At 64.8% G+C, this 23,763-nt stretch carries 24 protein-coding genes; 15 read left to right on the top strand and 9 right to left on the bottom strand.

Features of this window, described 5'->3' with window-relative positions; genetic code table 11:
* Position 1: 1 nt before the first annotated feature.
* Positions 2 to 1,318 (top strand): bifunctional DedA family/phosphatase PAP2 family protein, encoded by a 1,317-nt coding sequence (locus AC1MHZ_RS19360; protein ID WP_084855559.1) that lies wholly within the window; start codon positions 2 to 4, stop codon positions 1,316 to 1,318.
* A gap of 45 nt (positions 1,319 to 1,363) precedes the next feature.
* Here AC1MHZ_RS19360 and AC1MHZ_RS19355 read toward each other — a convergent pair whose 3' ends face one another.
* Genes AC1MHZ_RS19355 through AC1MHZ_RS19345 form a run of 3 tightly spaced genes read right to left on the bottom strand, consistent with a single transcriptional unit; the run spans position 1,364 to position 3,039 of the window.
* Entirely contained in the window at positions 1,364 to 1,954 is a 591-nt protein-coding gene (locus AC1MHZ_RS19355) for an LON peptidase substrate-binding domain-containing protein (RefSeq protein ID WP_084855560.1), read from the bottom strand.
* Between the two features lie 9 nt (positions 1,955 to 1,963).
* Entirely contained in the window at positions 1,964 to 2,680 is a 717-nt protein-coding gene (locus tag AC1MHZ_RS19350) for an LrgB family protein (protein WP_084855561.1), read from the bottom strand.
* Positions 2,677 to 3,039: a CidA/LrgA family protein gene (locus AC1MHZ_RS19345; protein WP_084855562.1), complete on the bottom strand. Its 363-nt coding sequence runs from the start codon at positions 3,037 to 3,039 to the stop codon at positions 2,677 to 2,679. Before AC1MHZ_RS19345 ends, AC1MHZ_RS19350 begins: the two co-directional genes overlap by 4 nt.
* A gap of 168 nt (positions 3,040 to 3,207) precedes the next feature.
* Between AC1MHZ_RS19345 and AC1MHZ_RS19340 the strand changes: the two genes are divergently transcribed.
* The 3 genes from AC1MHZ_RS19340 (at position 3,208) to AC1MHZ_RS19330 (ending at position 6,144) form a co-directional block, all read left to right on the top strand.
* Positions 3,208 to 3,663, top strand: a complete 456-nt coding sequence (locus AC1MHZ_RS19340; RefSeq protein WP_084855563.1) for a MaoC family dehydratase — start codon at positions 3,208 to 3,210, stop codon at positions 3,661 to 3,663.
* 76 nt (positions 3,664 to 3,739) lie between these two features.
* The gene (locus tag AC1MHZ_RS19335; protein ID WP_084855564.1) at positions 3,740 to 5,473 is read left to right on the top strand and encodes a C13 family peptidase; all 1,734 of its coding nucleotides are present in this window, start codon (positions 3,740 to 3,742) and stop codon (positions 5,471 to 5,473) included.
* Positions 5,474 to 5,499: 26 nt separating this feature from the next.
* Positions 5,500 to 6,144, top strand: a complete 645-nt coding sequence (locus tag AC1MHZ_RS19330; RefSeq protein ID WP_084855565.1) for an oxidoreductase — start codon at positions 5,500 to 5,502, stop codon at positions 6,142 to 6,144.
* A gap of 76 nt (positions 6,145 to 6,220) precedes the next feature.
* Here the strand turns inward: AC1MHZ_RS19330 and AC1MHZ_RS19325 are convergent, their stop codons facing one another.
* The 4 genes from AC1MHZ_RS19325 to AC1MHZ_RS19310 form a co-directional block, all read right to left on the bottom strand.
* Complete coding sequence (locus AC1MHZ_RS19325; protein ID WP_084855566.1) at positions 6,221 to 6,508, bottom strand: YceK/YidQ family lipoprotein; 288 nt, start codon at positions 6,506 to 6,508, stop codon at positions 6,221 to 6,223.
* Positions 6,505 to 7,134: a flavin prenyltransferase UbiX gene (ubiX, locus tag AC1MHZ_RS19320; RefSeq protein ID WP_482966797.1), complete on the bottom strand. Its 630-nt coding sequence runs from the start codon at positions 7,132 to 7,134 to the stop codon at positions 6,505 to 6,507. The genes AC1MHZ_RS19325 and ubiX overlap by 4 nt, the downstream gene beginning before the upstream one ends.
* A complete protein-coding gene (gene mpl, locus AC1MHZ_RS19315; protein ID WP_482966796.1) occupies positions 7,131 to 8,480 on the bottom strand; it encodes a UDP-N-acetylmuramate:L-alanyl-gamma-D-glutamyl-meso-diaminopimelate ligase in 1,350 nt (449 codons plus the stop codon). The genes ubiX and mpl overlap by 4 nt, the downstream gene beginning before the upstream one ends.
* A 66-nt stretch (positions 8,481 to 8,546) precedes the next feature.
* Positions 8,547 to 10,511, bottom strand: coding sequence for a sigma-54-dependent Fis family transcriptional regulator (locus AC1MHZ_RS19310; RefSeq protein ID WP_368830274.1), 1,965 nt, complete (start codon positions 10,509 to 10,511; stop codon positions 8,547 to 8,549).
* Positions 10,512 to 10,777: 266 nt separating this feature from the next.
* Here AC1MHZ_RS19310 and exaC point away from each other — a divergent pair, with 266 nt between their 5' ends.
* The 9 genes from exaC (at position 10,778) to AC1MHZ_RS19265 (ending at position 20,102) form a co-directional block, all read left to right on the top strand.
* Positions 10,778 to 12,298 (top strand): acetaldehyde dehydrogenase ExaC, encoded by a 1,521-nt coding sequence (exaC, locus tag AC1MHZ_RS19305; RefSeq protein ID WP_324815770.1) that lies wholly within the window; start codon positions 10,778 to 10,780, stop codon positions 12,296 to 12,298.
* A 171-nt stretch (positions 12,299 to 12,469) separates the two neighbouring features.
* Positions 12,470 to 13,918 carry an ethanolamine permease gene (gene eat / locus AC1MHZ_RS19300; protein ID WP_084857425.1) on the top strand — a complete coding sequence of 483 codons (1,449 nt, stop codon included), beginning with the start codon at positions 12,470 to 12,472 and terminating at the stop codon, positions 13,916 to 13,918.
* Between the two features lie 48 nt (positions 13,919 to 13,966).
* Entirely contained in the window at positions 13,967 to 15,361 is a 1,395-nt protein-coding gene (locus AC1MHZ_RS19295; RefSeq protein WP_324815772.1) for an ethanolamine ammonia-lyase subunit EutB, read from the top strand.
* An 8-nt stretch (positions 15,362 to 15,369) separates the two neighbouring features.
* Entirely contained in the window at positions 15,370 to 16,188 is an 819-nt protein-coding gene (eutC, locus tag AC1MHZ_RS19290) for an ethanolamine ammonia-lyase subunit EutC (RefSeq protein WP_084857431.1), read from the top strand.
* 104 nt (positions 16,189 to 16,292) lie between these two features.
* A complete protein-coding gene (locus AC1MHZ_RS19285; protein WP_084857421.1) occupies positions 16,293 to 16,751 on the top strand; it encodes a GNAT family N-acetyltransferase in 459 nt (152 codons plus the stop codon).
* A 324-nt stretch (positions 16,752 to 17,075) separates the two neighbouring features.
* Positions 17,076 to 17,723, top strand: a complete 648-nt coding sequence (locus AC1MHZ_RS19280; RefSeq protein WP_084857419.1) for a DedA family protein — start codon at positions 17,076 to 17,078, stop codon at positions 17,721 to 17,723.
* A gap of 5 nt (positions 17,724 to 17,728) precedes the next feature.
* Positions 17,729 to 18,544: a M90 family metallopeptidase gene (locus AC1MHZ_RS19275; protein ID WP_084857416.1), complete on the top strand. Its 816-nt coding sequence runs from the start codon at positions 17,729 to 17,731 to the stop codon at positions 18,542 to 18,544.
* 92 nt (positions 18,545 to 18,636) lie between these two features.
* Entirely contained in the window at positions 18,637 to 19,164 is a 528-nt protein-coding gene (gene ppa / locus AC1MHZ_RS19270; protein ID WP_084857414.1) for an inorganic diphosphatase, read from the top strand.
* Between the two features lie 260 nt (positions 19,165 to 19,424).
* Positions 19,425 to 20,102 (top strand): XRE family transcriptional regulator, encoded by a 678-nt coding sequence (locus AC1MHZ_RS19265; protein ID WP_482966795.1) that lies wholly within the window; start codon positions 19,425 to 19,427, stop codon positions 20,100 to 20,102.
* Between the two features lie 244 nt (positions 20,103 to 20,346).
* Here AC1MHZ_RS19265 and AC1MHZ_RS19260 read toward each other — a convergent pair whose 3' ends face one another.
* Positions 20,347 to 21,246, bottom strand: coding sequence for a LysR family transcriptional regulator (locus AC1MHZ_RS19260; protein ID WP_084857410.1), 900 nt, complete (start codon positions 21,244 to 21,246; stop codon positions 20,347 to 20,349).
* Positions 21,247 to 21,359: 113 nt separating this feature from the next.
* Between AC1MHZ_RS19260 and AC1MHZ_RS19255 the strand changes: the two genes are divergently transcribed.
* Together AC1MHZ_RS19255 and AC1MHZ_RS19250 are read left to right on the top strand one after the other, a co-directional pair.
* The gene (locus AC1MHZ_RS19255) at positions 21,360 to 21,785 is read left to right on the top strand and encodes a VOC family protein (protein ID WP_084857408.1); all 426 of its coding nucleotides are present in this window, start codon (positions 21,360 to 21,362) and stop codon (positions 21,783 to 21,785) included.
* Between the two features lie 12 nt (positions 21,786 to 21,797).
* A complete protein-coding gene (locus AC1MHZ_RS19250; protein WP_368829827.1) occupies positions 21,798 to 22,391 on the top strand; it encodes a glutathione S-transferase family protein in 594 nt (197 codons plus the stop codon).
* A 75-nt stretch (positions 22,392 to 22,466) separates the two neighbouring features.
* On the opposite strand, the gene AC1MHZ_RS19245 is transcribed toward AC1MHZ_RS19250, so the two are convergent.
* Positions 22,467 to 23,672, bottom strand: coding sequence for an RtcB family protein (locus AC1MHZ_RS19245; protein ID WP_084857430.1), 1,206 nt, complete (start codon positions 23,670 to 23,672; stop codon positions 22,467 to 22,469).
* Positions 23,673 to 23,763 lie beyond the last annotated feature (91 nt).

Genomic DNA, 23,763 nt, shown 5'->3' with positions numbered 1-23,763 from the left:
CATGGGCCAATGGCTCGACAGCCTGACCGGCTGGCTCAGCGCCAACCCGCAGTGGCTTGGCCTGGCAATTTTCCTGGTGGCCTGCGTGGAATGCCTGGCCATCGCCGGCATCGTCGTGCCGGGCACCGTCCTGTTGTTCGCCGTGGCCGTGCTGGCCGGCAGCGGAGCCTTCAGCCTCGGCGAGACCTTGCTGCTGGGATTTGCCGGAGGCCTGCTGGGCGATGCCATCTCCTACGGCCTGGGCAAGAAGTTCCACCAGAACATCCGGCGCCTACCCCTGCTGCGCCATCACCCGGAATGGATCGCCAGCGCCGAGGCCTATTTCCACCGCTACGGCATCGCCAGCCTGCTGGTGGGCCGCTTCATCGGCCCGCTGCGGCCGATGCTGCCCATGGTGGCGGGTATGTTCGACATGCCATTGCCGCGCTTCATCGCGGTGAGCCTGGTGGCCGGTGCCGGCTGGTCGGTGGCCTACCTTTTGCCCGGCTGGGCCACGGGCGCAGCCATGCGCCTGCCGCTGCCGGAAGGTTTCTGGCTCGATGCCGGCATCATCGCGGGCACCCTGGCCGTGTTGATCGGCTTGAGCCTGCACAGCAGCATTCGCGACCAACGCCACGGTACCCGCCTGATCGCGGGCCTGAGCTTCCTGGCCCTGGTGGCGGTGTTCATCGGCTGGCCCTACCTGCATGAATTCGATCAAGGCGTGATGACGCTGGTCCAGGAGCATCGCAGCGAGGCCATCGATGGCCTGGTGGTGGTCATCACCCGTTTGGGCGACTTCCGCACCCAACTATGCCTGGGCGCCCTGCTCACGGGCCTTCTGCTGCTGGCCAGGCAATGGCGCCATGCGCTGTTCGCCGGCGGCGCCCTGATGGGCACGGCGGTCGCCAACGGCACCTTGAAATGGCTGTTCGCCCGCGCCCGCCCGGAGGTGCTGACCGACCCGCTGACCAGCTATAGCATGCCCAGCGGCCACAGCTCGGCATCCTTCGCGTTCTTCTTGGTGCTGGCCGTGCTGGCCGGGCGAGGCCAGCCACCACGCATGCGCCTGACCTGGGTAATGCTGGGGTGCTTACCGGCCCTGGCGATCGCGCTGTCGCGGGTGTACCTCGGGGCCCATTGGCCGACGGACATCATGGCCGGCGCCCTGCTGGCCTGCTGCGTGTGTGCCGTCAGCCTGACGCTGGCGCAATATCGCACGCCGCTCGATGCCCTGCCGTTGCGGGTGTGGTGGCTGGTGCTGCCGGCGTGCGTGGCGCTGCTGGCGTTCTTTGCCTTGTATGCTCTGCCCCAGGCGCTGCTGCGCTATCAGTACTGATGAATGCTGCACCGGCGATAGGGCCGGTGCACAGCACGAAAAAGGTCAAGCGAACAACTCGCCCTGGATCCGCTCCAGCAGGTCCTGGATCGCCTCGAGCCGCAGCTGCGGCGAGTCGATTGCCAGCAGGTCGAGCTTGTCCTCTTCCATGAACGGCAAGAGGTAGCCCAGCTGGTTGGCAAGGGACTGGCAGCCATCCACGGCGCGTGGCATGTCCAGTGCTGCCACCATGGGGTGCTCGCCAAGGGCCTGGAGCAAGGCCAGCAGGTCATCGTCCCGCTCGGACAGGGCGCTGTCCGCCAGCTCCGGCAGCCACTGCACCTCACCAACCATCAGCTGGTCCTTCTGTACCTCGGTCTGTTCCAGGCGAAAACGCCGCACGCCCTCGACACGGATACCGAGCAGGCCGTTGTCCTGCTGCACGAAGTCACGGATCATCGCCTCGCAGCCGACCGAGGCGACCACCGGCGGCGCCTTGCCGACCTGCTCGCCTTCGAGGATGCACACCACGCCGAACCCGCCGCCCTGCTTCATGCAGCGGCTGATCATGTCCAGGTAGCGCGCCTCGAAGATCTGCAGGTCGAGCAGGCAACCGGGAAACAGCACGGTATCGAGGGGAAACAGCGGTAGCGTCATCGTCCGTCCTCAAGCCACCAGGCTGATCGCCAGCGGCAGGAACACCGCCGTGGCCACACCCATCAGGCTCATTGCCAGCGCGGCGAAGGCGCCGCATTCGTCACTTTCCTGCAAGGCCACCGAAGTGCCCACCGCATGAGCGGTCACGCCCAGGGACATGCCTCGGGCCTCGGGGCTGTGCACACCAAAGCGGGTCAGCAACGCCGGGCCGAAGATCGCACCGATCACCCCGGTGATCAACACGAACACCGCCGCCAGCGCTGCCACGCCGCCGATCTGCTCGGCCACCAGCATGGCGATGGGCGATGTTACCGACTTCGGCGCCATGGTCATCAGGATCATGTGCTCGGCACCGAACCACCAGCCCAGCAACAAACAGGCCACGGTGGCGAACAGGCCTCCGATTACCAGCGTAGTAAATGTGGGCCAGAACAGCTGGCGGATACGCCGCAGGTTCAGGTACAGCGGCACGGCCAGGGCCACGGTGGCGGGGCCCAGGAGGGTGGCCATGATTTCCGTGCTCCTGCGGTACTCGACATAATCGATGCCGCAGGTCACCAGCACACCGATGACCAGCAACATCGACACCAGCACCGGCTGCAGGAAGATCCAGCGGGTCTTCTCGTAGGCGGCCAGCACCAGTTGGTAGGCCCCCAGGGTAATGCCGATGCCGAACAGGGGGTGGTGGATGACGGCGTCGAGCGCGCCTTGCCAGTCGAACATCATGCCTGCTCCTTGCGCTTGCCCTGACGGTGGATGAGCTTTTGCATCAGCACACCGACGAAGACCAGGGTCACCAGGCACGAGATCAGCAGCGCGCCGGCGATGGCCCAGAAATCGGCGGCGATGTCCTTGGCGTAGACCATCACCCCCACCGCCGGCGGCACCAGCAACAGCGGCAGGTAGCGCAGCAGGCTGCTGGACGCCTCGTTCAAGGGCTTGCCGACCTCGCCCCGGATCATCAGGGTCACCAGCAGCAAGAGCAGGCCGATGATCGGCCCAGGCAGGATGGGCAGGAACAGGTGATTGATCGCCGTACCCAGCAGCTGAAACAGCACCAGCCAGGTCAAACCACGCAACAGCATAAGGATCTCCTCCGGGCAGTGCGGCCATTATAAGCACGGCCCTGGGGCGTCTATAAGGCGATTTGCGGCGAAAAGATGACAACTTGACTGTATTGCCACAGCGTGCTGATCTTGCACTCGCGTACCAGATCAAGCCTACCGACGCGCAAGACTACTTGGAGAGTCACGATGCCCTATGTACCTGTAAGCGCGTTATCGCACTATGTCGGCAAGCCTTTGGGGCGTTCCGAGTGGCTGAAGATCGACCAACTGCGCATCAACCAATTCGCCGAAGCCACCGGGGACTTCCAGTTCATCCACGTGGACCCCGAGAAGGCCGCAAAGACGCCGTTCGGCAGCACCATTGCCCATGGCTTCCTCACGCTATCGCTGATTCCCAAGCTGATGGAGGACATCCTCGTATTGCCCGAAGGCCTGAAGATGGCGCTCAACTATGGGCTGGACAGCGTGCGCTTCATCCAGCCAGTGAAGGTCGACAGCCGGGTGCGGCTGAGCGTCGAGCTGGCCGAAGCCACCGAGAAGAAGCCGGGGCAATGGCTGCTCAAGGTCACCGCCACCCTGGAGATCGAAGGCGAGGAGAAACCCGCCTACATCGCCGAACCCCTTTCGCTGTGTTTCGTCTGAACCACCGCAGCCTACCCGGCTGTCTCCGCTTCTGCTTCTGCGGCATACTCGACGCATCGTTTGCCCGGAACCTGCCATGCGTGCCCTGCTGCCCCTGACCCTGACCCTGTTGCTCGCTGCCTGCGGCGAGGGCGAACCCTTGTCACCACCGGACGCCCGCCTGCCTGACGGCGGGCGCTACCGGGGCGAGGTGGTAGATGGCCTGCTGCAGGGCGAGGGGCGCATCGACTACCCCAACGGCAGCTGGTATGCCGGCACCTTCCAGAACGGCCAATGGCATGGCCAGGGCGAGTGGCATGGCAGCAACGGCGAGGTCTATCGCGGCCAGTTCGCCGAGGGCCTGTTCCACGGCCTGGGCGAGCTGACCACCCCAGGCAGCCACTATGCCGGCACCTTCAAGCATGGCCGACGCGACGGCGAAGGCACCCTCAAGCAGAACGACCAGACCTACCGCGGCCAGTTCAAGGACGACCTGTACGAAGGCGCCGGCGAGCTCGAATTGGCCGACGGCAGCCGCTACCAGGGCCTGTTCGCCAAGGGCAAGCCCAACGGCGCCGGTGTGCGCAGCGATGCCAGCGGCAACCAGTTCAGCGGCCGTTTCATCGATGGCCTGCTGCAAGGCAGCGGCACCTACGACAGCGTCGACGGCGAGCAGTACATCGGCGAGTTCAAGGACAATCGCCTGGAGGGTCGCGGCCGCTACGAGAACGCAGAAGGCGATGTGTGGATCGGCGATTTCAAGGATGGCTCCCTCGACGGCCAAGGCGAAATGCTCGGCAGCGACGGCAGCCGCTACCGGGGCAGCTTCCGCGAATGGCGCTTCCATGGCCAGGGCCGCCTGCAACTGGCCGACGGCAGCCAGTACATCGGCGGCTTCGAGAACGATGCCTACCACGGCGAAGGCCGGCTGATACAGGCCAACGGCAAGGTGAGCAAGGGGTATTGGATCAACGGCGTACGCGTGCGTGATGCCAAGGGCCAGCTGCTCCCCGACCCGCTTGACCTGGCCCTGCTCAACCAGGGCAGGCTGCTGGACAAGGCATTGGCCGCGGTGCCACCCAGCCAGGCGCCCATCGAGCTGTACAGCCTGGTGGTGGCAGGTGATGGCCAGCAAAGCGTATTCCTGCGCGAGGCCGATTATGTCAGCAACATGCTCAAGGTCCGCTTCGGCGCCCATGGCCAGGTAACCCTGGTCAACCACCGTGACCACATGGCTGACCGCCCCATGGCCACCCGCGAGAACCTCACCCGCGCCGCCCGTACCCTGGCCGAGCGCAGCGGCCCCGAGGACCTGGTGTTCATCTACCTCACCAGCCATGGCAGCCAGGACCACCAACTGGTGCTCGACCAACCGCGCCTGCAACTGGCCGACCTTGCCGCCGACGAACTGGCCAGCGCCCTGGCTCCGCTCAAGGACCGTGACAAGGTCATTGTCATTTCGGCCTGCTATTCCGGTGGCTACATCGCCCCGCTCAAGGACGAGCGCACCCTGATCATGACCGCCGCCCGCCCGGACCGGGTGTCCTTCGGCTGCTCGGAAGAAGCCGACTTCACCTACTTCGGCGACGCCCTGTTCGCCCAGGCCCTGAACCAGACCGACGACCTGAAACAAGCGTTCGAACTGGCCCGCACCAGTGTTGCCGAACGAGAAAGAAGAGAAGGCTTCGAAGCCTCCGAGCCGCAGCTTTGGGCGCCACCGCCGGTGCTTGCACACTGGCAGCGCCTGCGCCGGCAGCAGGCCGAGGAAGCCTTGCGCAATGAAGCCCAGCCAGCGGTGGATGAACAGGAAAAATCGCCTGCCACCCACTAAGCTGTGTGTAACAAGGGAGAGACATCATGTACTTGACGCCTCAGCATGTATTACTTGCCGGAGCAACAGGCCTGACGGGTGAACACCTGCTCGACCGGCTGCTCAACGAACCCACCATCAGCCGGGTGCTGGCCCCTACCCGTCGGCCACTGGCCGAGCATCCGCACCTGGAAAACCCCGTGGGCGACCCGGCCGTGTTTCTCCCGCAACTGGCCGGCCGCGTCGATATCGCCTTCTGCTGCCTGGGCACCACACTCAAGCAGGCAGGTTCGGAAACCGCCTTCCGCGCCGTCGACCTGGACATGGTCGTGGCGTTCAGCAAGCGCGCCCGGGAAATGGGCGCCCGCCACTTGCTGGTGGTCAGCGCCTTGGGAGCCGACCCCAAGTCGCCGATCTTCTACAACCGGGTCAAGGGTGAGATGGAAGAAGCGCTCAAGGCCCAGGACTGGCCGCAGCTGACCATCGTCCGGCCTTCGCTGCTGCTCGGCGAACGCCTGGAGCCGCGGATGGGTGAGCGTCTGGCCGCCCCGTTCTCACGGCTGATACCTGGCAAGTACCGAGGAATCGAGGCGTGCACCTTGGCCCGGGCGCTGTGGCGCCTGGCGCTGGAAGAAGAGGATGGAGTGCGGATCGTCGAATCCGACGAGTTGCGCAAGCTGGGCAAGAAATAACCCCTGGTCGCTTCCAGCCTGATCGCCGGCAAGCCGGCTCCCACCTGTGGGAACCGGCTGGCCAGCGATCAGCGCATCACAGACCGCCGGTTGCCTGGAAACCAACTCCCAATGCCGTCAACAGCGACAACGGCAGCAACAGGGTATCGAGCAACGCGCTGCCCGGCAGGTCGAGCCCAGGATACGCCGGCGCCTTGGCCCCGAAACGATCCTCGGGGCAGCATCCCCCGTTCATCGCATACAGGTCCAGCCGCGTTCCGGCGTACACCACCGGTGCGCCCGGTTTATTGGCATCCAGCGTTCGCACGGTCGCGCAGCCACCGAGCAGGGCCAGCACCAACAGCCCCGCCAGTGCACGCCTCAATCGTCGACCCCGAAGTGATGTTCACCCCAGCGCGGCAGCATGTCCTGCGGAATGCTCATCAGGTTGAGGATACGCGCCACCACAAAATCGACGAGGTCGTCGATGGTCTGCGGCTGGTGATAGAAGCCCGGCGCCGCCGGCAGGATCACAGCGCCCATCTGCGACAGCTTGAGCATATTCTCCAGGTGAATGGTCGAGAACGGCGCCTCACGCGGCACCAGGATCAACTGGCGCCGTTCCTTCAAGGTCACGTCCGCGGCACGTTCGATCAGGTTGTTGCAGGCGCCTGTGGCAATGGCCGACAAGGTACCGGTGGAACAGGGCACCACCACCATGGCCGCGGGCGCGCCGGAGCCCGAGGCTACCGGCGCCATCCAGTCTTCCTTGCCGTACACGCGGATCTGCCCGTCGGCTGCGCCGGTGTACTCGGTCAGGAATGCCTGCATCGCCTGGGGCTTGGCCGGTAGCACCACGTCGGTCTCGGTGGCCATTACCAGCTGCGCCGCCTTGGAGATGAGGCAATGCACTTCGCGATCCTCACGCACCAGGCAGTCGAGCAGGCGCAGGCCATACTGCGCCCCGGAAGCACCGGTCATGGCCAGCGTGATGCGCTCCGGCCCGCTCATTTGAGGGCCTCGGCGAGCTTGCCATGCAGGCCGCCGAAGCCGCCATTGCTCATGATCACCACATGGGTGCCTGGGCGGGCCTGGCCCTTGACCCGCTCGATGATCGCCTCAAGGCTATCGGCCACCACAGCCGGCACCTTGCATTGCGCCGCCGTGGCCGCCAGGTCCCAGCCCAGGTTGGGCGGTGCGTACCAGATCACCTGGTCGGCATTGTCGACGCTGTCAGGCAGGCCATCACGGTGGGCGCCAAGCTTCATGGAGTTGGAGCGCGGTTCGATGACGGCGATCACCGGCGCCTCGCCGACACGCTTGCGCAGGCCGTCGAGGGTGGTGGCAATGGCCGTCGGGTGATGGGCGAAGTCGTCGTAGATGGTGACGCCCTGCACTTCGGCCACCTTCTCCATGCGCCGCTTGACGCTTTTGAAGGCGCTCAGACCTTCGATGGCCATGGCCGGAGCCACGCCTACATGGCGGGCCGCCGCCAGGGTCGCCAAGGCATTGGCCACGTTGTGCTGGCCGGTCAGCTCCCACTCGACCACCCCCTGCACCACGCCCTCGAACAGCACTTCGAAGTGCGAACCATCGGCACTGAGCAACCGGGCCTGCCACTGGCCACCTTCGCCGGTAGTCTGCACCGGCGTCCAGCAACCCATGCCGATCACGCGCTCCAGGGCTTGCTCGGTGGTGGGGTGGATAACCAGGCCTTCGCTGGGAACGGTTCGTACCAGATGGTGGAACTGCCGCTCGATGGACGCAAGATCAGGGAAGATATCCGCATGATCGAATTCAAGGTTGTTGAGGATCGCCGTGCGTGGGTGGTAGTGGACGAATTTGGAGCGCTTGTCGAAGAAGGCGCTGTCATACTCGTCGGCCTCGACCACGAAGAACGGGGTACCGCCCAGGCGGGCAGATACGGAGAAGTTCTGTGGCACGCCGCCGATCAGGAAGCCCGGGCTCATGCCGGCATGTTCCAGGACCCAGGCCAGCATGCTGCTGGTGGTGGTCTTGCCGTGGGTACCGGCGACGGCCAGTACCCAACGCCCCTGCAGCACATGGTCGGCCAGCCACTGTGGGCCGGAGACGTAGGGCAGGCCCTTGTTCAGCACGTACTCCACCGCGGGGTTGCCCCGGGACATGGCGTTACCGATCACCACCAGATCCGGTGCCGGCTCCAGCTGGGCCGGATCGTAGCCCTGGGTCAGTTGGATGCCCTGGGCTTCGAGCTGGGTGCTCATCGGGGGGTAGACGTTGGCGTCCGAGCCAGTGACCCGGTGGCCCAGCTCCTTGGCCAGCACCGCCAGCGAACCCATGAAAGTGCCGCAAATACCGAGAATGTGAATGTGCATGGTCGACCTCGCAAAACGTCGAGGCAGGGTAGCCCAGGGCGAGGGAAATCGCACTCGCTGTTTCGCTCAGCCGACCTTCGAAATGCCGTGCTTGCGCAGTTTTCGATACAAGGTATTGCGGCTGATGCCCAGATGCTCGGCGGTATGGGTCATGTGCCAGCGCTTTTCTTCGAGCACTGCCAGCAACGCGGCCCGTTCGGCGCCTTCGAGTGTCGCACGGTTGTGGGAGCGGGCTTGCCCCGCGATTGCGCCAGCAGGGTCGTTGTGGGAGCGGGCTTGTCCCGCGATTGCGCCAGCAGGCCCCATGGACGTCCTGACGATTGCAGGCAGGTCGGCATAGGCAATGCGGTTGTCTTCGCACAGCGCCACCAGCGTCTTGAGCACATTGCGCATCTGCCGCACGTTGCCTGGCCAGGCGAACGCCAACAGCGCCTGGCGCGCCGCAGGCTCGATGTCCACCGGCTGCCCGCCAGCCTCCTGCGCCAGCAGGAAGTCCAGCAACTGCGCCTTGTCGCTGCGCTCGCGCAAGGCCGGCAAGGCCACTTCCAGGCCATTGAGGCGGTAGTACAGGTCTTCGCGGAAGCTGCCCTCTTGTACCCGCTCCAGCAGGTCGCGGTGGGTCGCACTGATGATGCGCACATCCACGGGCTGGGGCTCGCCACCGATCGGTACCACCTGGCGCTCCTCCAGCACCCGCAACAGGCGTGTCTGCAAGGCCAGCGGCATGTCGCCGATCTCATCGAGCAGCAAGGTGCCGCCATCGGCCTGCAGCAGCTTGCCACGCATACCTTCCTTGCGCGCCCCGGTGAAGGTGCCGCCGCGATAGCCGAACAGCTCGCTCTCGATCAGGCTCTCGGGGATCGATGCACAGTTGATGGCCACGAACGGTTTGTGCCGGCGCTGGCTGGCCCGGTGCACGGCCTGGGCGAACGCCTCCTTGCCACACCCTGTCTCGCCCTGCAGCAGCAAGGGCACGTCACGTTCGAACACACGCACGGCGCGCTGCAGGTCGAGCGCCAGCGCGGGGTCGACCAGGCAGATGCCCTCAGGCGCCTCGCGCCGGGCCGCGGCCAGGCTGGCCGGCACCGACCAGGCCGAGGTACGCCCCTGCCCGCGCAGGCTGGCGTATACCTGGCGCCCGTCGCGGGTATGCAACGGCCAGGCGGCGCTGCCCTGGGGCGTGGCGCGGCTGAACAGTTCGTCATGGCTGCAGGCGAAGAACATCTCCACCGGTTTGCCAAGCATCCCACCGCGAATAGTGCCCAACAGGTTCAGTGCACTCTGGTTGACCGCGCAGATCCGCCCATTGCCATCGAACGCCACCAGCCCCTCGCTGAACAGCCCGACCGATTCGGCCTGCAGATGGAAGCGCAGCAGCCACTGGCCCTCGAAATGACGCAAGAAATAGCAGCTCTCGATCATCTTCGCCGAGAGGTTGACCAGCGCCATGGTGTGGAACTGGCTCTGGCGCGAGACATCCGGGCGCGCCGAAGACACATCGAGCACCGCCAGCAGCTCGCCGTGCGGGTCGAACACCGGGCTCGCCGAGCAGGTCAGGCCGGTATGCCGGCCACGGAAGTGCTCGCCCTGGTGAATGGTCAGGGCCTGGCGCTCGACCAGGCAGGTGCCGATGCCGTTGGTGCCTTCGCTGGCCTCGCTCCAGTCGGCGCCCAGCCACAACCCGGCACGCTCGAAGATACGCCGCTCGGTAGGGGCGGTGACGCAATTGAGGATCACCCCGCGGGCATCGGTCAGCAATACCGCATGGCCGGCGCCGGACAGCTGCTGATGCAGGCTGTTCATTTCGGTATCGGCGATCTGCAACACCTGGCGCAGACGCTCACGGCTTTCCAGCAGGCGGCCATGCTCCAGCACGACAGGCGCCTGGGCCAGCGTCGGGTCCAGGTGGTAGTCCTCCAGGCAGCGCAGCCAGGAGCGGGCGATCGACGGGTCGCTGCCCGGCCCGCTGGCCTGGCCACGGGCGACCGTGAGGACCTGGTGGGCGTGGCGGCTGAAGGCGTTGCTCTGCATCGTTCTTGTTCTCCGCAGATAGAGCGTCCCGCCAGCATCCTCCACCCATCGAGGCTTTGCAATGGCACGCTGACCGACGAGTCATGGGCTGCGCCGGGAACGGTACAAACTGTCACGCAACGCGTGCCACAGTTGCCACACAGGCCATTGCGCCGCTCATCATCAACCGGCCAACACCTTGATTATCAAGGGCTCGACAGCACTGGCCCGACCTTTGCTCTACGCTTTTGAACTCCGCAACAAACACAATAGCCAGGAGACACACCATGCGTTACGCACATCCGGGTACCGAAGGCGCGAAAATCACCTTCAAGAGCCGCTATGGCAACTACATCGGCGGTGAGTTCGTTCCTCCGGTCAAGGGTGAATACTTCACCAACACCTCGCCGGTGAACGGCCAGCCGATCGCCGAATTCCCCCGTTCCACCGCCGAGGACATCGACAAGGCCCTCGACGCCGCCCACGCCGCCGCCGATGCCTGGGGTCGCACTTCGGTGCAGGACCGCTCGAATGTGCTGCTACGTATCGCCGACCGCATCGAACAGAACCTGGAAATCCTGGCCATCACCGAGACCTGGGACAACGGCAAGCCGATCCGCGAAACCCTCAACGCCGACATCCCCCTGGCCGTGGACCACTTCCGCTACTTCGCCGGCTGCATCCGCGCCCAGGAAGGCGGCGCCGCCGAAATCAACGACAGCACCGTGGCCTACCACATCCACGAACCGCTGGGCGTGGTCGGGCAGATCATCCCGTGGAACTTCCCGCTGCTGATGGCCGCCTGGAAGCTGGCCCCGGCCCTGGCTGCCGGCAACTGCGTGGTGCTCAAGCCTGCCGAGCAGACCCCGCTGGGCATCACCGTGCTGCTCGAGCTGATCGGCGACCTGCTGCCCAAGGGCGTGCTCAACGTGGTGCAAGGCTTCGGCCGCGAGGCCGGCGAGGCCCTGGCCACCAGCAAGCGTATCGCCAAGATCGCCTTCACCGGCTCCACGCCGGTGGGCTCGCACATCATGAAATGCGCCGCCGAGAACATCATCCCGTCCACCGTGGAGCTGGGTGGCAAGTCGCCGAACGTGTACTTCGAGGACATCATGAAGGCCGAGCCGGCCTTCATCGACAAGGCCGCCGAAGGCATGGTGCTGGCGTTCTTCAACCAGGGCGAGGTGTGCACCTGCCCATCCCGTGCGCTGGTGCAGGAGTCGATCTACGACGAATTCATGCAGGTGGTGATGAAGAAGGTCCTGCAGATCAAGCGCGGCGACCCGCTGGACACCGACACCATGGTCGGCGCCCAGGCCTCGCAACAACAGTTCGAGAAGATCCTCTCCTACCTGGAGATCGCCCAGAAGGAAGGCGCCGAGCTGCTGACCGGGGGCAAGGTGGAGAAACTCGAAGGCAGCCTGGCCACCGGCTATTACATCCAGCCGACCCTGCTCAAAGGCAACAACCGCATGCGCGTGTTCCAGGAGGAGATCTTCGGCCCAGTGGTCAGCGTCACCACCTTCAAGGACGAGGCCGAGGCCCTGGCCATCGCCAACGACACCGAGTTCGGCCTCGGCGCAGGCGTCTGGACCCGTGACATCAACCGCGCCTACCGCATGGGTCGCGGCATCAAGGCCGGCCGCGTATGGACCAACTGCTACCACCTGTACCCGGCCCATGCCGCGTTCGGTGGCTACAAGAAGTCCGGCGTGGGGCGTGAGACGCACAAGATGATGCTCGACCACTACCAGCAGACCAAGAACCTGCTGGTGAGCTACGACATCAACCCGTTGGGCTTCTTCTAAACGGGCATCGCGGGGCAAGCCCGTTCCTACAGGTGGCAGCACGTTCCCTGTAGGAACGGCCTTGTGCCGCGATGGGCCGCGCAGCGGCCCCGCTCCATCTGGCCCACTTCATGCAAAACCGATCACCACAGACCGCCCCGCCGGTCATCAAGAAGAAAAAAGGTGAACACCATGCCAAGCGATCATTCCGGCAGCGCGCCGGCAAGCTCCTCCGTTGACTTCGAAAAAGTCGACGCGGACTATTTCCAACACCGACAACTGAAGAAAGGCGCCGCCGGCTGGGTCCTGCTGGTGGGCCTGGGCGTGGCCTACGTCATCTCCGGTGACTATGCCGGCTGGAACTTCGGCCTGGCCCAGGGCGGCTGGGGCGGTATGTTCCTGGCCACCCTGCTGATGGCCACCATGTACCTGTGCATGTGCTTTTCCCTGGCCGAACTGTCGTCGATGATCCCGACCGCCGGCGGTGGCTACGGCTTCGCCCGCAGCGCCTTCGGGCCCTGGGGAGGGTTCCTCACCGGCACGGCGATCCTCATCGAGTACGCCATCGCGCCCGCGGCCATCGCCACCTTCATCGGCGCCTACTGCCAGTCGTTGTTCGGCATCGGCGGCTGGATGGTCTACCTGGCGTTCTACATCGTGTTCATCGGCATCCACATCTTCGGCGTCGGTGAAGCGCTCAAGCTGATGTTCATCATCACCGCCGTCGCCGCGATCGCCCTGGCGGTGTTCCTGGTGGCGATGGTGCCCCATTTCGATGCAGCCAACCTGTTCGACATCGCCCAGACCGACGCCGCCGGCGCCAGCAGCTTCCTGCCGTTCGGCTATGTCGGTATCTGGGCGGCGATCCCCTACGCCATCTGGTTCTTCCTGGCCGTCGAAGGTGTGCCCCTGGCCGCCGAGGAAACCAAGAACCCGCGCCGCGACCTGCCGCGCGGCCTGATCGGCGCCATGCTGGTGCTGGTGGCCTTCGCCCTGCTGATCCTGGTGGTCGGCCCTGGCGGTGCGGGCTCCGAAGCCCTGAAGGCCTCGGGCAACCCGCTGGTCGAGGCGCTGGCCAAGGCCTACGGCGGCTCCACCTGGATGGGCAGCTTCGTCAACTTGGTGGGCCTGGCCGGCCTGATCGCCAGCTTCTTCTCGATCATCTATGCCTATTCGCGGCAGATCTTCGCGCTGTCCCGTGCCGGCTATCTGCCGCGCAAGCTCTCGGAGACCAACAAGAGCAAAGCCCCGGTGCTGGCCCTGGTGATCCCTGGGATCATCGGCTTCGCCCTGTCGCTGACCGGCCAGGGTGACCTATTGATCCTGGTCGCCGTGTTCGGTGCCACCCTCTCCTATGTGCTGATGATGGCTGCGCACATCACCCTGCGCATCCGTCGCCCCAAGATGGAGCGCCCCTACCGTACGCCGGGCGGCATCTTCACCTCGGGCCTGGCCCTGGTGCTGGCCTGCGTGGCCGTGGTCGCCGGCTTCCTGGTCGACCCACGGGTGGTGATTGGCGCCGCAGTGATCTATGGGGTATTAATTGCCTACTTTGCTTTCTACAGCCGTCATCACCTGGTGGCGGGGACGCCGGAAGAGGAATTCGCCGCGATCCAGAAGGCCGAAGAGGCCTTGCACTGATCGCCGACTTACGCCGCGGGCACGCCCGCGGCGCTCTGGAGATTCTGTATGGCAAGTTTCGTACACACGGTAGGCAACCAGGTCTACCGCTTCGACAGCCTCAAGGACGTCATGGCCAAGGCCAGCCCGGCACGTTCGGGCGACTTCCTGGCCGGTGTCGCGGCCAGCAACGATGGTGAACGGGTCGCCGCGCAGATGGCGCTGGCCGACATTCCGCTCAAGCATTTCCTGAGCGAGGCCCTGATCCCCTACGAAAGCGATGAAGTCACCCGGCTGATCATCGACACCCACGACGCCCAGGCCTTCGCCCCGGTCAGCCACCTGACCGTCGGAGGGCTGCGCGACTGGTTGCTGAGCGAACAGGCCAACGAAGACAGCTTGCGCGCCCTGGCCAAGGGCCTGACGCCGGAAATGGCCGCGGCGGTGTCGAAGATCATGCGCGTCCAGGACCTGGTGCTGGCCGCGCAGAAGATCCGCGTGGTCACCCGGTTCCGCGGCACCATGGGCTTGCGCGGGCGCCTGTCGACCCGCCTGCAGCCCAACCACCCCACCGATGAGCCGGCGGGCATCGCCGCCAGCATCCTCGACGGCCTGCTCTATGGCAATGGCGATGCCATGATCGGCATCAACCCGGCCACCGACAGCATCGCCTCGATCTGTGCCCTGCTGGAAATGCTCGACGCCATCATCCAGCGCTACCAGATCCCGACCCAGGCCTGCGTGCTCACCCACGTCACCACCTCGATCGAAGCGATCAACCGCGGCGTGCCGCTGGACCTGGTGTTCCAGTCCATCGCCGGAACCGAGGCGGCCAATGCCGGCTTCGGCATCAACCTCAACGTGCTTCAGGAAGGCTACGAGGCAGGCCTCTCGCTCAAGCGCGGCACCGTCGGCCAGAACCTCATGTACTTCGAGACCGGCCAGGGCAGCGCGCTGTCGGCCAACGCCCACCACGGCGTCGACCAACAGACCTGCGAAACCCGCGCCTATGCCGTGGCCCGGCATTTCAACCCGTTCCTGGTCAACACTGTGGTCGGTTTCATCGGCCCCGAGTACCTGTACAACGGCAAGCAGATCATTCGCGCGGGCCTGGAGGATCACTTCTGCGGCAAGCTGCTGGGCGTGCCCATGGGCTGCGACATCTGCTACACCAACCATGCCGAGGCCGACCAGGACGACATGGACACCCTGCTGACCTTGCTGGGCGTGGCCGGGATCAACTTCATCATGGGTATCCCGGGCTCGGACGACATCATGCTCAACTACCAGACCACCTCGTTCCATGACGCGCTCTATGCGCGCCAGACCCTGGGCCTCAAGCCCGGGCCGGAATTCGAGGCCTGGCTCGAACGCACCGGCATCTTCACCCAAGCCGATGGCCGGGTACGCTTCGGTGACAACTTGCCGCCAGCCTTCCGCCAAGCCCTGGCGCAGCTTGCATAGGGATGACCATGGACCGACCGACCACCACGCCTGAAAACCCCTGGCTGGCCCTGCGCAACCTGACACCGGCACGCATCGCCCTGGGTCGCACCGGCATCAGCCTGCCGACCGGCGCACAGCTGGACTTCCAGTTCGCCCACGCCCAGGCCCGCGATGCCGTGCACCTGCCGTTCGACCATGCCGGCCTGCGCCAGCAACTGGCCGACCGTGGCCGCGAAAGCCTGTTGTTGCACAGCGCTGCCAACGACCGTGACCAGTACCTGCAACGCCCCGACTTGGGACGGCGCCTGGACGATGCATCGGCCCAGCGCCTGCGCGAGCATGCCCAGGCCAACCCGGGCGGCGTCGATGTGGCGATCGTGGTCGCCGACGGCCTGTCGGCCTTGGCCGTGCACCGCCACACCCTGCCCTTCCTGGCCCGCTTCGAAGAGCAGGCCGCTGCCGACGGCTGGACCAGCGCACCGGTGGTGCTGGTGGAGCAAGGCCGCGTGGCGGTCGGCGACGAGGTGGGCGAACTGCTCGGCGCGCGCATGACAGTGATGTTGATTGGCGAGCGCCCGGGCCTGAGTTCGCCCGACAGCCTGGGCCTGTATTTCACCTACGGCCCCAAGGTCGGCCTGACCGACGCCTACCGCAACTGCATCTCCAACGTGCGCCTGGAGGGCCTGAGCTACGGCATGGCCGCCCACCGCCTGCTGTACCTGATGCGTGAGGCCTGCCGTCGGCAGCTTTCCGGGGTAAACCTCAAGGACGAAGCCGAGGTGCACAGCATCGAGACGGACGGCGCACCCGGCAAACGCGGCAATTTCCTGCTCGGGGACGGGTAAGAAACCTGTAACACCAGGCGGATTGCGCTTCACGCCAGCTTTGTGCAGCATGCAGTCAAAGCCGTGGCAATCCGCTGTTTCCAAATGGACTCTGAGGGCCGCACATGCGCATCATCAAGGCAACCCTGGAACACCTCGATCTGCTGACCCCTTTGTTCGTGAAATACCGCGAGTTCTATGGGCAGCTGCCCTACCCGGACAGCTCGCGGAGCTTCCTGGAAAAACGCCTCAAGCGCGATGAGTCGGTGATCTACCTGGCCCTGCCGGACGACGATGACGGCCGCATCCTCGGCTTCTGCCAGCTCTACCCGAGCTTCTCCTCGCTGTCGCTCAAGCGCGTGTGGATCCTCAACGACATCTATGTGGCCGAAGACTCCAGGCGCATGCTGGTGGCCGACCACCTTATGCGCGAAGCCAAGAAGATGGCCAAGGATACAAATGCCGTGCGCATGCGTGTCTCCACCAGCAGCGACAACGACGTGGCACGCAAGACCTACGAGTCGATCGGTTTTCGCAAGGACACCGAGTTCGAGAACTACATATTGCCGATTACCCAGGACTGACGCCTGCGTAGGAGCGGCCTTGCGCCGCGATCGGGCGCGAAGCGGCCGTAGATTCTGTCACCCCGTTGTGCCAGGTAGCCCGCGATTACCAATTTTACGGCCGCTTCGCGCCCGATCGCGGCACAAGGCCGCTCCTACACGAGCAGGGGTGCCATGCGGAAACCCGCCGCTACAAACTCTCCGGGCACATTCCTGACATCGCCGTATAATGCCCCCTCCTGTCATGTGTGAAAATTTACCCACCCGCAGGTAACCAAACCTACGCCCTTGGCACAGTCCGTCATCGTGCGCCCGTAGTCGCGGGTCAGAACACAGGTGTTGTACATGGAATTCAACCCGCTGGACCTTATCCTGCATCTCGATGCCTATCTCGATCTGCTGGTCACCAACTACGGCCCCTGGATCTACGCGATCCTCTTCGCGGTGATCTTCTGCGAGACCGGCCTGGTGGTCATGCCCTTCCTGCCCGGCGATTCGCTATTGTTCATTGCCGGCGCGGTGGCCGCTGGTGGCGGCATGGACCCGGTTCTGCTCGCTGGCCTGTTGATGGCCGCGGCGATCATGGGTGACAGCACCAACTATGTCATCGGCCGCACCACCGGCGAGCGCCTGTTCCGCAACCCGAACTCGAAGATCTTCCGCCGCGACTACCTGCAGCGTACCCACGACTTCTACGAACGCCATGGCGGCAAGACCGTGACCATGGCGCGCTTTCTGCCGATCCTGCGTACCTTCGCCCCGTTCGTCGCCGGCATCGCGCACATGCACTACCCGCGCTTCCTGGCCTTCAGCGTGGCCGGCTCGCTCTTGTGGGTGGGCGGCCTGGTGACCCTGGGCTACTTCTTCGGCAATGTGCCGTTCATCAAGCAGCACCTGTCGTTGATGGTGGTCGGGATCATCATCCTGTCGCTGGTGCCGATGATCCTCGGCCTGCTGCGCGGCCGCCTGGGCCGCGCGGCCAAGGCCCACTAAACAGCATGTGGTCGCTGCGCGCCTGGCGACGCCGGCGCACTCTGGCCCGCTACCCGGTTGCCCCACAGTTGTGGCAGACCGTGCGCGAGCGCCTGCCGCTGCTCGACGGCATCAGTGACGAGGAAGACCGCAGGCTGCGCGAAGCCTGCGTATTGTTCCTGCACGACAAGCACCTGACGGCCCTGCACGGCGTCGAGCTGGACGACGAGCAGCGCCTGTTCCTCGCCGCCCAGGCCCAGCTGCCGCTGCTGCACCTGGGCGATCTGGACTGGTACCAGGGCTTTCATGAGATCATCCTCTACCCCGACGACTTCCTCAGCCCCCAGCGCCATCGCGACGCCAGCGGCGTGGAGCACACCTGGGACGCCGAGCACAGCGGCGAGGCCTGGCAACAGGGGCCGGTGATCCTGGCCTGGCCCGGCGTGCTGGCCAGCGGTGGCTGGGAAGCCTACAACCTGGTGATCCATGAGCTGGCCCACAAGCTCGACATGCTCAACGGCGACGCCAATGGCCTACCGCCGCTACACAAAGGCATGCCTGTGCAAGAGTGGGCCGATGCCATGCAGCAAGCCTTCGATGACATGAACCGGCAACTGGATGCCAACCCCGACGCCGAGACCGCCATCGACCCCTACGCCGCGGAAAACCCCGCGGAATTCTTCGCCGTCACCAGCGAGTACTTCTTCAGCGCCCCCGACCTGCTGCAACAGGCTTATCCCAAGGTCTATCGACAACTGTCGCTGTTCTACCGCCAAGACCCACTGGCGCGCCTGGAACAATTGCAGGCCGAGCACCCGCTGTACCGCGAAACCCACGCCTGACGGGCCCGCACATCCGGCCGGGCGTGGCATGCCCGGTAGGAATGTGCCTATAATCGCCGCCACTTTTTGGTCAAACACGGGGGCACTGCCCAATGAGCTACAGCAAGATTCCGGCGGGCAAGGACCTGCCGAACGACATCTACGTCGCCATCGAGATTCCGGCCAACCACGCGCCGATCAAGTACGAGATCGACAAGGACAGCGACGCCCTGTTCGTCGACCGTTTCATGGCCACCCCGATGTTCTACCCAGCCAACTACGGCTACATCCCGAACACCCTGGCCGACGACGGTGACCCACTGGACGTGCTGGTCGTGACCCCTTACCCGGTCGCCCCAGGCTCGGTCATCCGTGCCCGTCCGGTCGGTATCCTGAACATGACCGACGACGGCGGCGGCGATGCCAAGGTTGTCGCTGTGCCTCACGACAAGCTGTCGCAGCTGTATGTCGACGTGAAGGAATACACCGACCTGCCGGCCCTGCTGATCCAGCAGATCGAACACTTCTTCGAGAACTACAAGGATCTGGAGAAGGGCAAATGGGTCAAGATCGAAGGCTGGGAAGGCGCCGACGCCGCCCGCGCCGCGATCACCAAGTCGGTTGCCGCCTACAAAGGCTGATACCGGACTGAAGAAAGCCCTGCTCCGGCAGGGCTTTTTTTTTGGCTGGAATTTGGTCGATGGGCATTGGCGCCCCATCGCAGGCAAGCCGGCTCCTCCGCGCAATCTCGGTGGGAGCCGGCTTGCCGGCGATAGCACGCTCAACCTTACCCACTCTTACAGCCCCCTAAGAAAGATCCTTCTTTACACCCACTTTCCTACAAAACCCATAAACAACGCGTTCATTCCAAGGCATGAACCACCCCGCTAGACTCGGCCACATGACTACCTCCGGTGACCGCCTGAGAGCCCTCCTCCTGGAGTGCCGCCTGACCCCTTCGAATTTCGCCGCCCATCGTGGCGTAACGCCCCAGCACGTGAACAACTGGTTCAACCGCGGCGTCCCCCTGGCCCGCCTGGACGAAATCGCCGCCCTGTTCTGCGTACAGCGGCGCTGGCTGCTCAGCGGCGAAGGGCCGAAACATGCCAACCCACTTCCGCGCCAGTGCGCTTCACATGACGACGTGACCCGCCCATCCATTCGCGAAGGGCACCTGCTGCGCATTCCCTTCCATGTACTGCAGGACGGACGACTCCAGCCCGACGGGAACCAGTACTTGCCGTTTTCCGAACAGGCATTGCAAGCCCTGGGCGTCAACCTGGAGCATGCCGCCTGCGTTTCCATGCCGCCATCGGCTGCTCCTTCGACCATTCCCAGGGATACCATCCTGGTCATCGACCGCAGCCTGACCTGGGTCATCGAGGACGAGACCTACATGCTGCTCCACAACGGCCGCCTACGGGTCGACCGCCTGACCCAGGATCGTCAGGGCAACCTCTACCTGCACGGCCAAGGGCCTGCCGAGCGCTACACTCCCAAGCAACGCCAAGCCCAGGGTATGCAGATTCTCGGCTGGGTGTTCCATTGGTCGTCCGTCAGCCTGCACCGCCCAGGCTGACATACCCTGTGCCATTTTTTGCTGGGCAACCCGCGCCGGCCCTAGTATGCTACGCGGCACATTTCGCCCCGACCGGCTCAGGCCGCGTTCCAGAGGGCCTGGCGACGCCTCACACAGCCGTCCGCCATCTTTATCAGGCCCCTGGTGGCCATCCCGTTTAAGGCGGTTGCGGCTTACCAAAAATTAGCCAAGACCGTCCCCGAGAAGCCGGCCACAAGCCGGCTTTTTAATGCCCGCTCATTTCTCACTCGGCCGGATCGGGAATCACCGCACTCAGCCGCGGCGAGGCCCAGTCGATGAATTGCCGTACCCGCGCCGAAAGCAGCCGCGCGTGTGGGTAGACCATCTGGATCGGCAGGTCGGCCAGTTCGTACGCCTGCAGCACCCGCACCAGCCGACCGTCGGCCAGCTCGCTGGCCACTTGGTAGTGCAGCAGTTGGCCGATACCGACACCTTGCTGGCAGGCGAGGCTGGCCACCTGGATCTGGTTGGTCGTCATACGCACAGAAACGGACCGAGTCACGACAGCGCCCTGCTCCTGGAATTGCCATTGCCTGCCCTGGGGCGCGAAGCCGATGCAGGCATGTGCCAGCAAATCCGACGGCTGCTCGGGCACGCCGCTACGCTGCAGATACTCGGGGCTTGCACAGCGCACCAGGCGGGTGTGGCCCAGGGGTGTTGCGATCAACGAGGAGTCCGGCAGTTGCCCGATGCGGATGGCCAGTTCCACGCCTTCGTCGAGCAGGTCGACGAGGCGGTCGAGCAAAGTCAGCTCCACCTGGATGGCCGGATGCAGGGCCAGGAATTCGTTGACCAAAGGCGCGACGTAGCGGCGCCCGAACTCCACCGGCGCAGTGATGCGCAGCAGCCCGCCAGGGCTTTTGCGCCGTGCATCGAAGCCGTGCTCGACCTCGTCGAACTCGGCGAGTATGCGCCGGCTCCAGGCCAGGAATTCGGCGCCCTCGTCGGTCAATGCCAGGTGCCGGGTATTGCGATTGAGCAGCCGCGTGCCCAGGTGTTTTTCCAGCGCTGCCAGGGTGCGCACCACCGAGGCGGTGGATTGGCCCGAGGCATTCGCTGCGGCACTGAGGCTGCCGCTGTCGACAATACGCACCAGGGTGGCCATGGCTTTCAATCGGTCCATCGTCGGCTCTCGTCTGTGCAACAAGTGCAATAGTGTTGTCAGCTTACAGGCATTGGTGAAACGCCCGCTAATGGCCACACTGGGCCTCTTTGAAAACGTGTGTGGTTTCCATCATGAGCGTTAACGCCGCAACAAGCCCCTCGCCGATCCTCGCCTATGATCACATCGGCATCCGCGTCAGCGATCGCAGCCGTGCCCTGGCGTTCTACGAGGCGCTGGGTTTCGTCGAAAGCGCGCGTTTCAGCGATTTCGAGGCCAACGAGATGCTCACGCCCAGCGGCGTGCGCATCAACCTGATCTTCAATGGTGCGCGCCAGCCCCACGCCCGTAACGTGTTGCTGGATGCACCAATCAAGCTGCCCGGCATGACCCACCCGGCCTTCATCGTGGAAGATCTGGAGGCCCTGCAGGGCTGGTTGCACCAACAAGGCATCACCATCACCGAAGGGCCGCACCGCATCGGGCCGCGACGCGTTGCATTGTTCATTCGCGACCCCGACGGCAACGTCCTGGAATTCAACCAGCTATTGGCCCAATAACAAGGAAACGTCATGAAGCTCTATGACCTGGAACTGTCCGGCAACTGCTACAAGGTTCGCCTGTTCGCCCACCTGGCGAACCTGGACCTTGAGATCATTCCCGTGGACTTTCTCGGTGGCGAACACAAGCGCGCCCCGCTGATCGACCTCAACCCCTGGGGTGAGGTACCGATCCTGGTGGATGGGCAGCGGGTACTGCGCGACTCCCAAGCGATCCTGGTGTACCTGGCAGGCACTTATGGTGGCGCAGCCTGGTGGCCGGTGGAGCCGCACCTGCAGGCCGAAATCATGCAGTGGCTGTCCACCGCGGCCAATGAGATCCAGAACGGCCCCGCCGCCGCTCGCCTTGTGGACAAATTCGGCTATGTCATCGACAAGGCCGACACCCTGAAGAGAGCGGCGCGCATCCTGCCCTTGCTGGACGCGCACCTGGCCACGCACGACTGGCTGGCCCTGTCGCGGCCGACCATCGCCGATTGCGCGGTATTCCCCTATGTCGCATTGGCACCTGAAGGGGGTGTCGACCTGTCGCCCTATACCCATATCACCCGCTGGATGGACAGGATCAAGCAATTGCCTGGCTTCGTGCCGATGCCAGGTATCTGACAAGACGCCCGTCCATTCCGTGGAAGCTAGCCCAGCCCCTTCGGGCTGGGTGATCTCCTACAGGGCCCTGCCTCTTCACCCCTTGACGCACACCACCTGACGCAAGGTGTGCACCACTTCCACCAGCTCACGCTGGGCCTGCATCACCGCATCGATGTCCTTGTAGGCCATGGGGATCTCGTCGATCACGTCCTGGTCCTTGCGGCACTCCACATGGGCGGTGGCGCGCCGCTGATCTTCGAGGGTGAAGCGGCTCTTGGCCTTGGTCCGGCTCATCACCCTGCCGGCGCCATGGCTACACGAACAGAACGATTCTTCGTTCCCCAGCCCACGCACGATGAAGCTCCTGGCACCCATTGAGCCCGGAATGATGCCCAGTTGCCCCTTCTGCGCCGATACCGCGCCCTTGCGGGTCACCAGCACCTCGCGACCGAAGTGCCGCTCGCGCTGTACATAGTTGTGGTGGCAGTTGACCGCTTCGAGGCTGGCGTCGAAAGGCCTGCCCAGCGCCCTGCGCACAGCACCGACCACCGCCTGCATCATCAGCTCGCGGTTATGCCGGGCGAAATCCTGGGCCCATTCCACCGCTTCGACGTAGTCGGCGAAGTGCCGGCTGCCTTCCTCGAAGTAGGCCAGGTCCTTGTCCGGCAGGTTGGCCAGGTGCTGGCGCATGTCCGCCTGGGCCAGCTCGATGAACAGGTTGCCGATGGCATTGCCCACCCCGCGCGAGCCGCTGTGCAACATGAACCACACACGCTCGGCTTCATCCAGGCACACCTCGATGAAGTGGTTGCCGCCGCCCAGGGTGCCCAGGTGATGGCGATTGTTAGTCTTCTCTAGGCGCGGGTACTTGTCGGTAATCGCCTTGAAGCGCACGGCCAGCCCTCCCCACACTTGATCTGCCTGGGCCGGCACCTGGCCCCAGGCCCCCTGGTCGTGGCGGCCGAAGGTCTTGCCGTGGGGCACGGCCTGCTCGATGGCGCTGCGCAGGCCATGCAGGTTGTCCGGCAGGTCGCGGGCATGCAGCGAAGTACGCGCGGCGATCATGCCGCAGCCGATGTCCACGCCCACGGCCGCCGGGATGATCGCGCCGACCGTGGGGATCACGCTGCCGATGGTCGACCCCTTGCCCAGGTGGACATCCGGCATCACCGCCAGGTGCTTGAAGATGAATGGCATGCGCGCAGTGTTCAGCAACTGCCGGCGGGCATCGTCTTCCACGGGTACGCCGTCGGTCCACAACTTGACCGGCTTGCCACCGGCGACTTCGAGAATATCCATGGTGTCGTTTTCCGAAAAAGCCTTGGTGACCATCATACCGCCGAAGGTCGTAGGCCGGTCGCTTGCCAGCGGGGTGGCACAGTGCTGTATG

Source organism: Pseudomonas sp. FA-1, assembly GCF_056856075.1.
The sequence above is the reverse complement of the archived record's forward strand: the minus strand, read 5'-3'. Positions and strand labels throughout refer to the sequence as shown.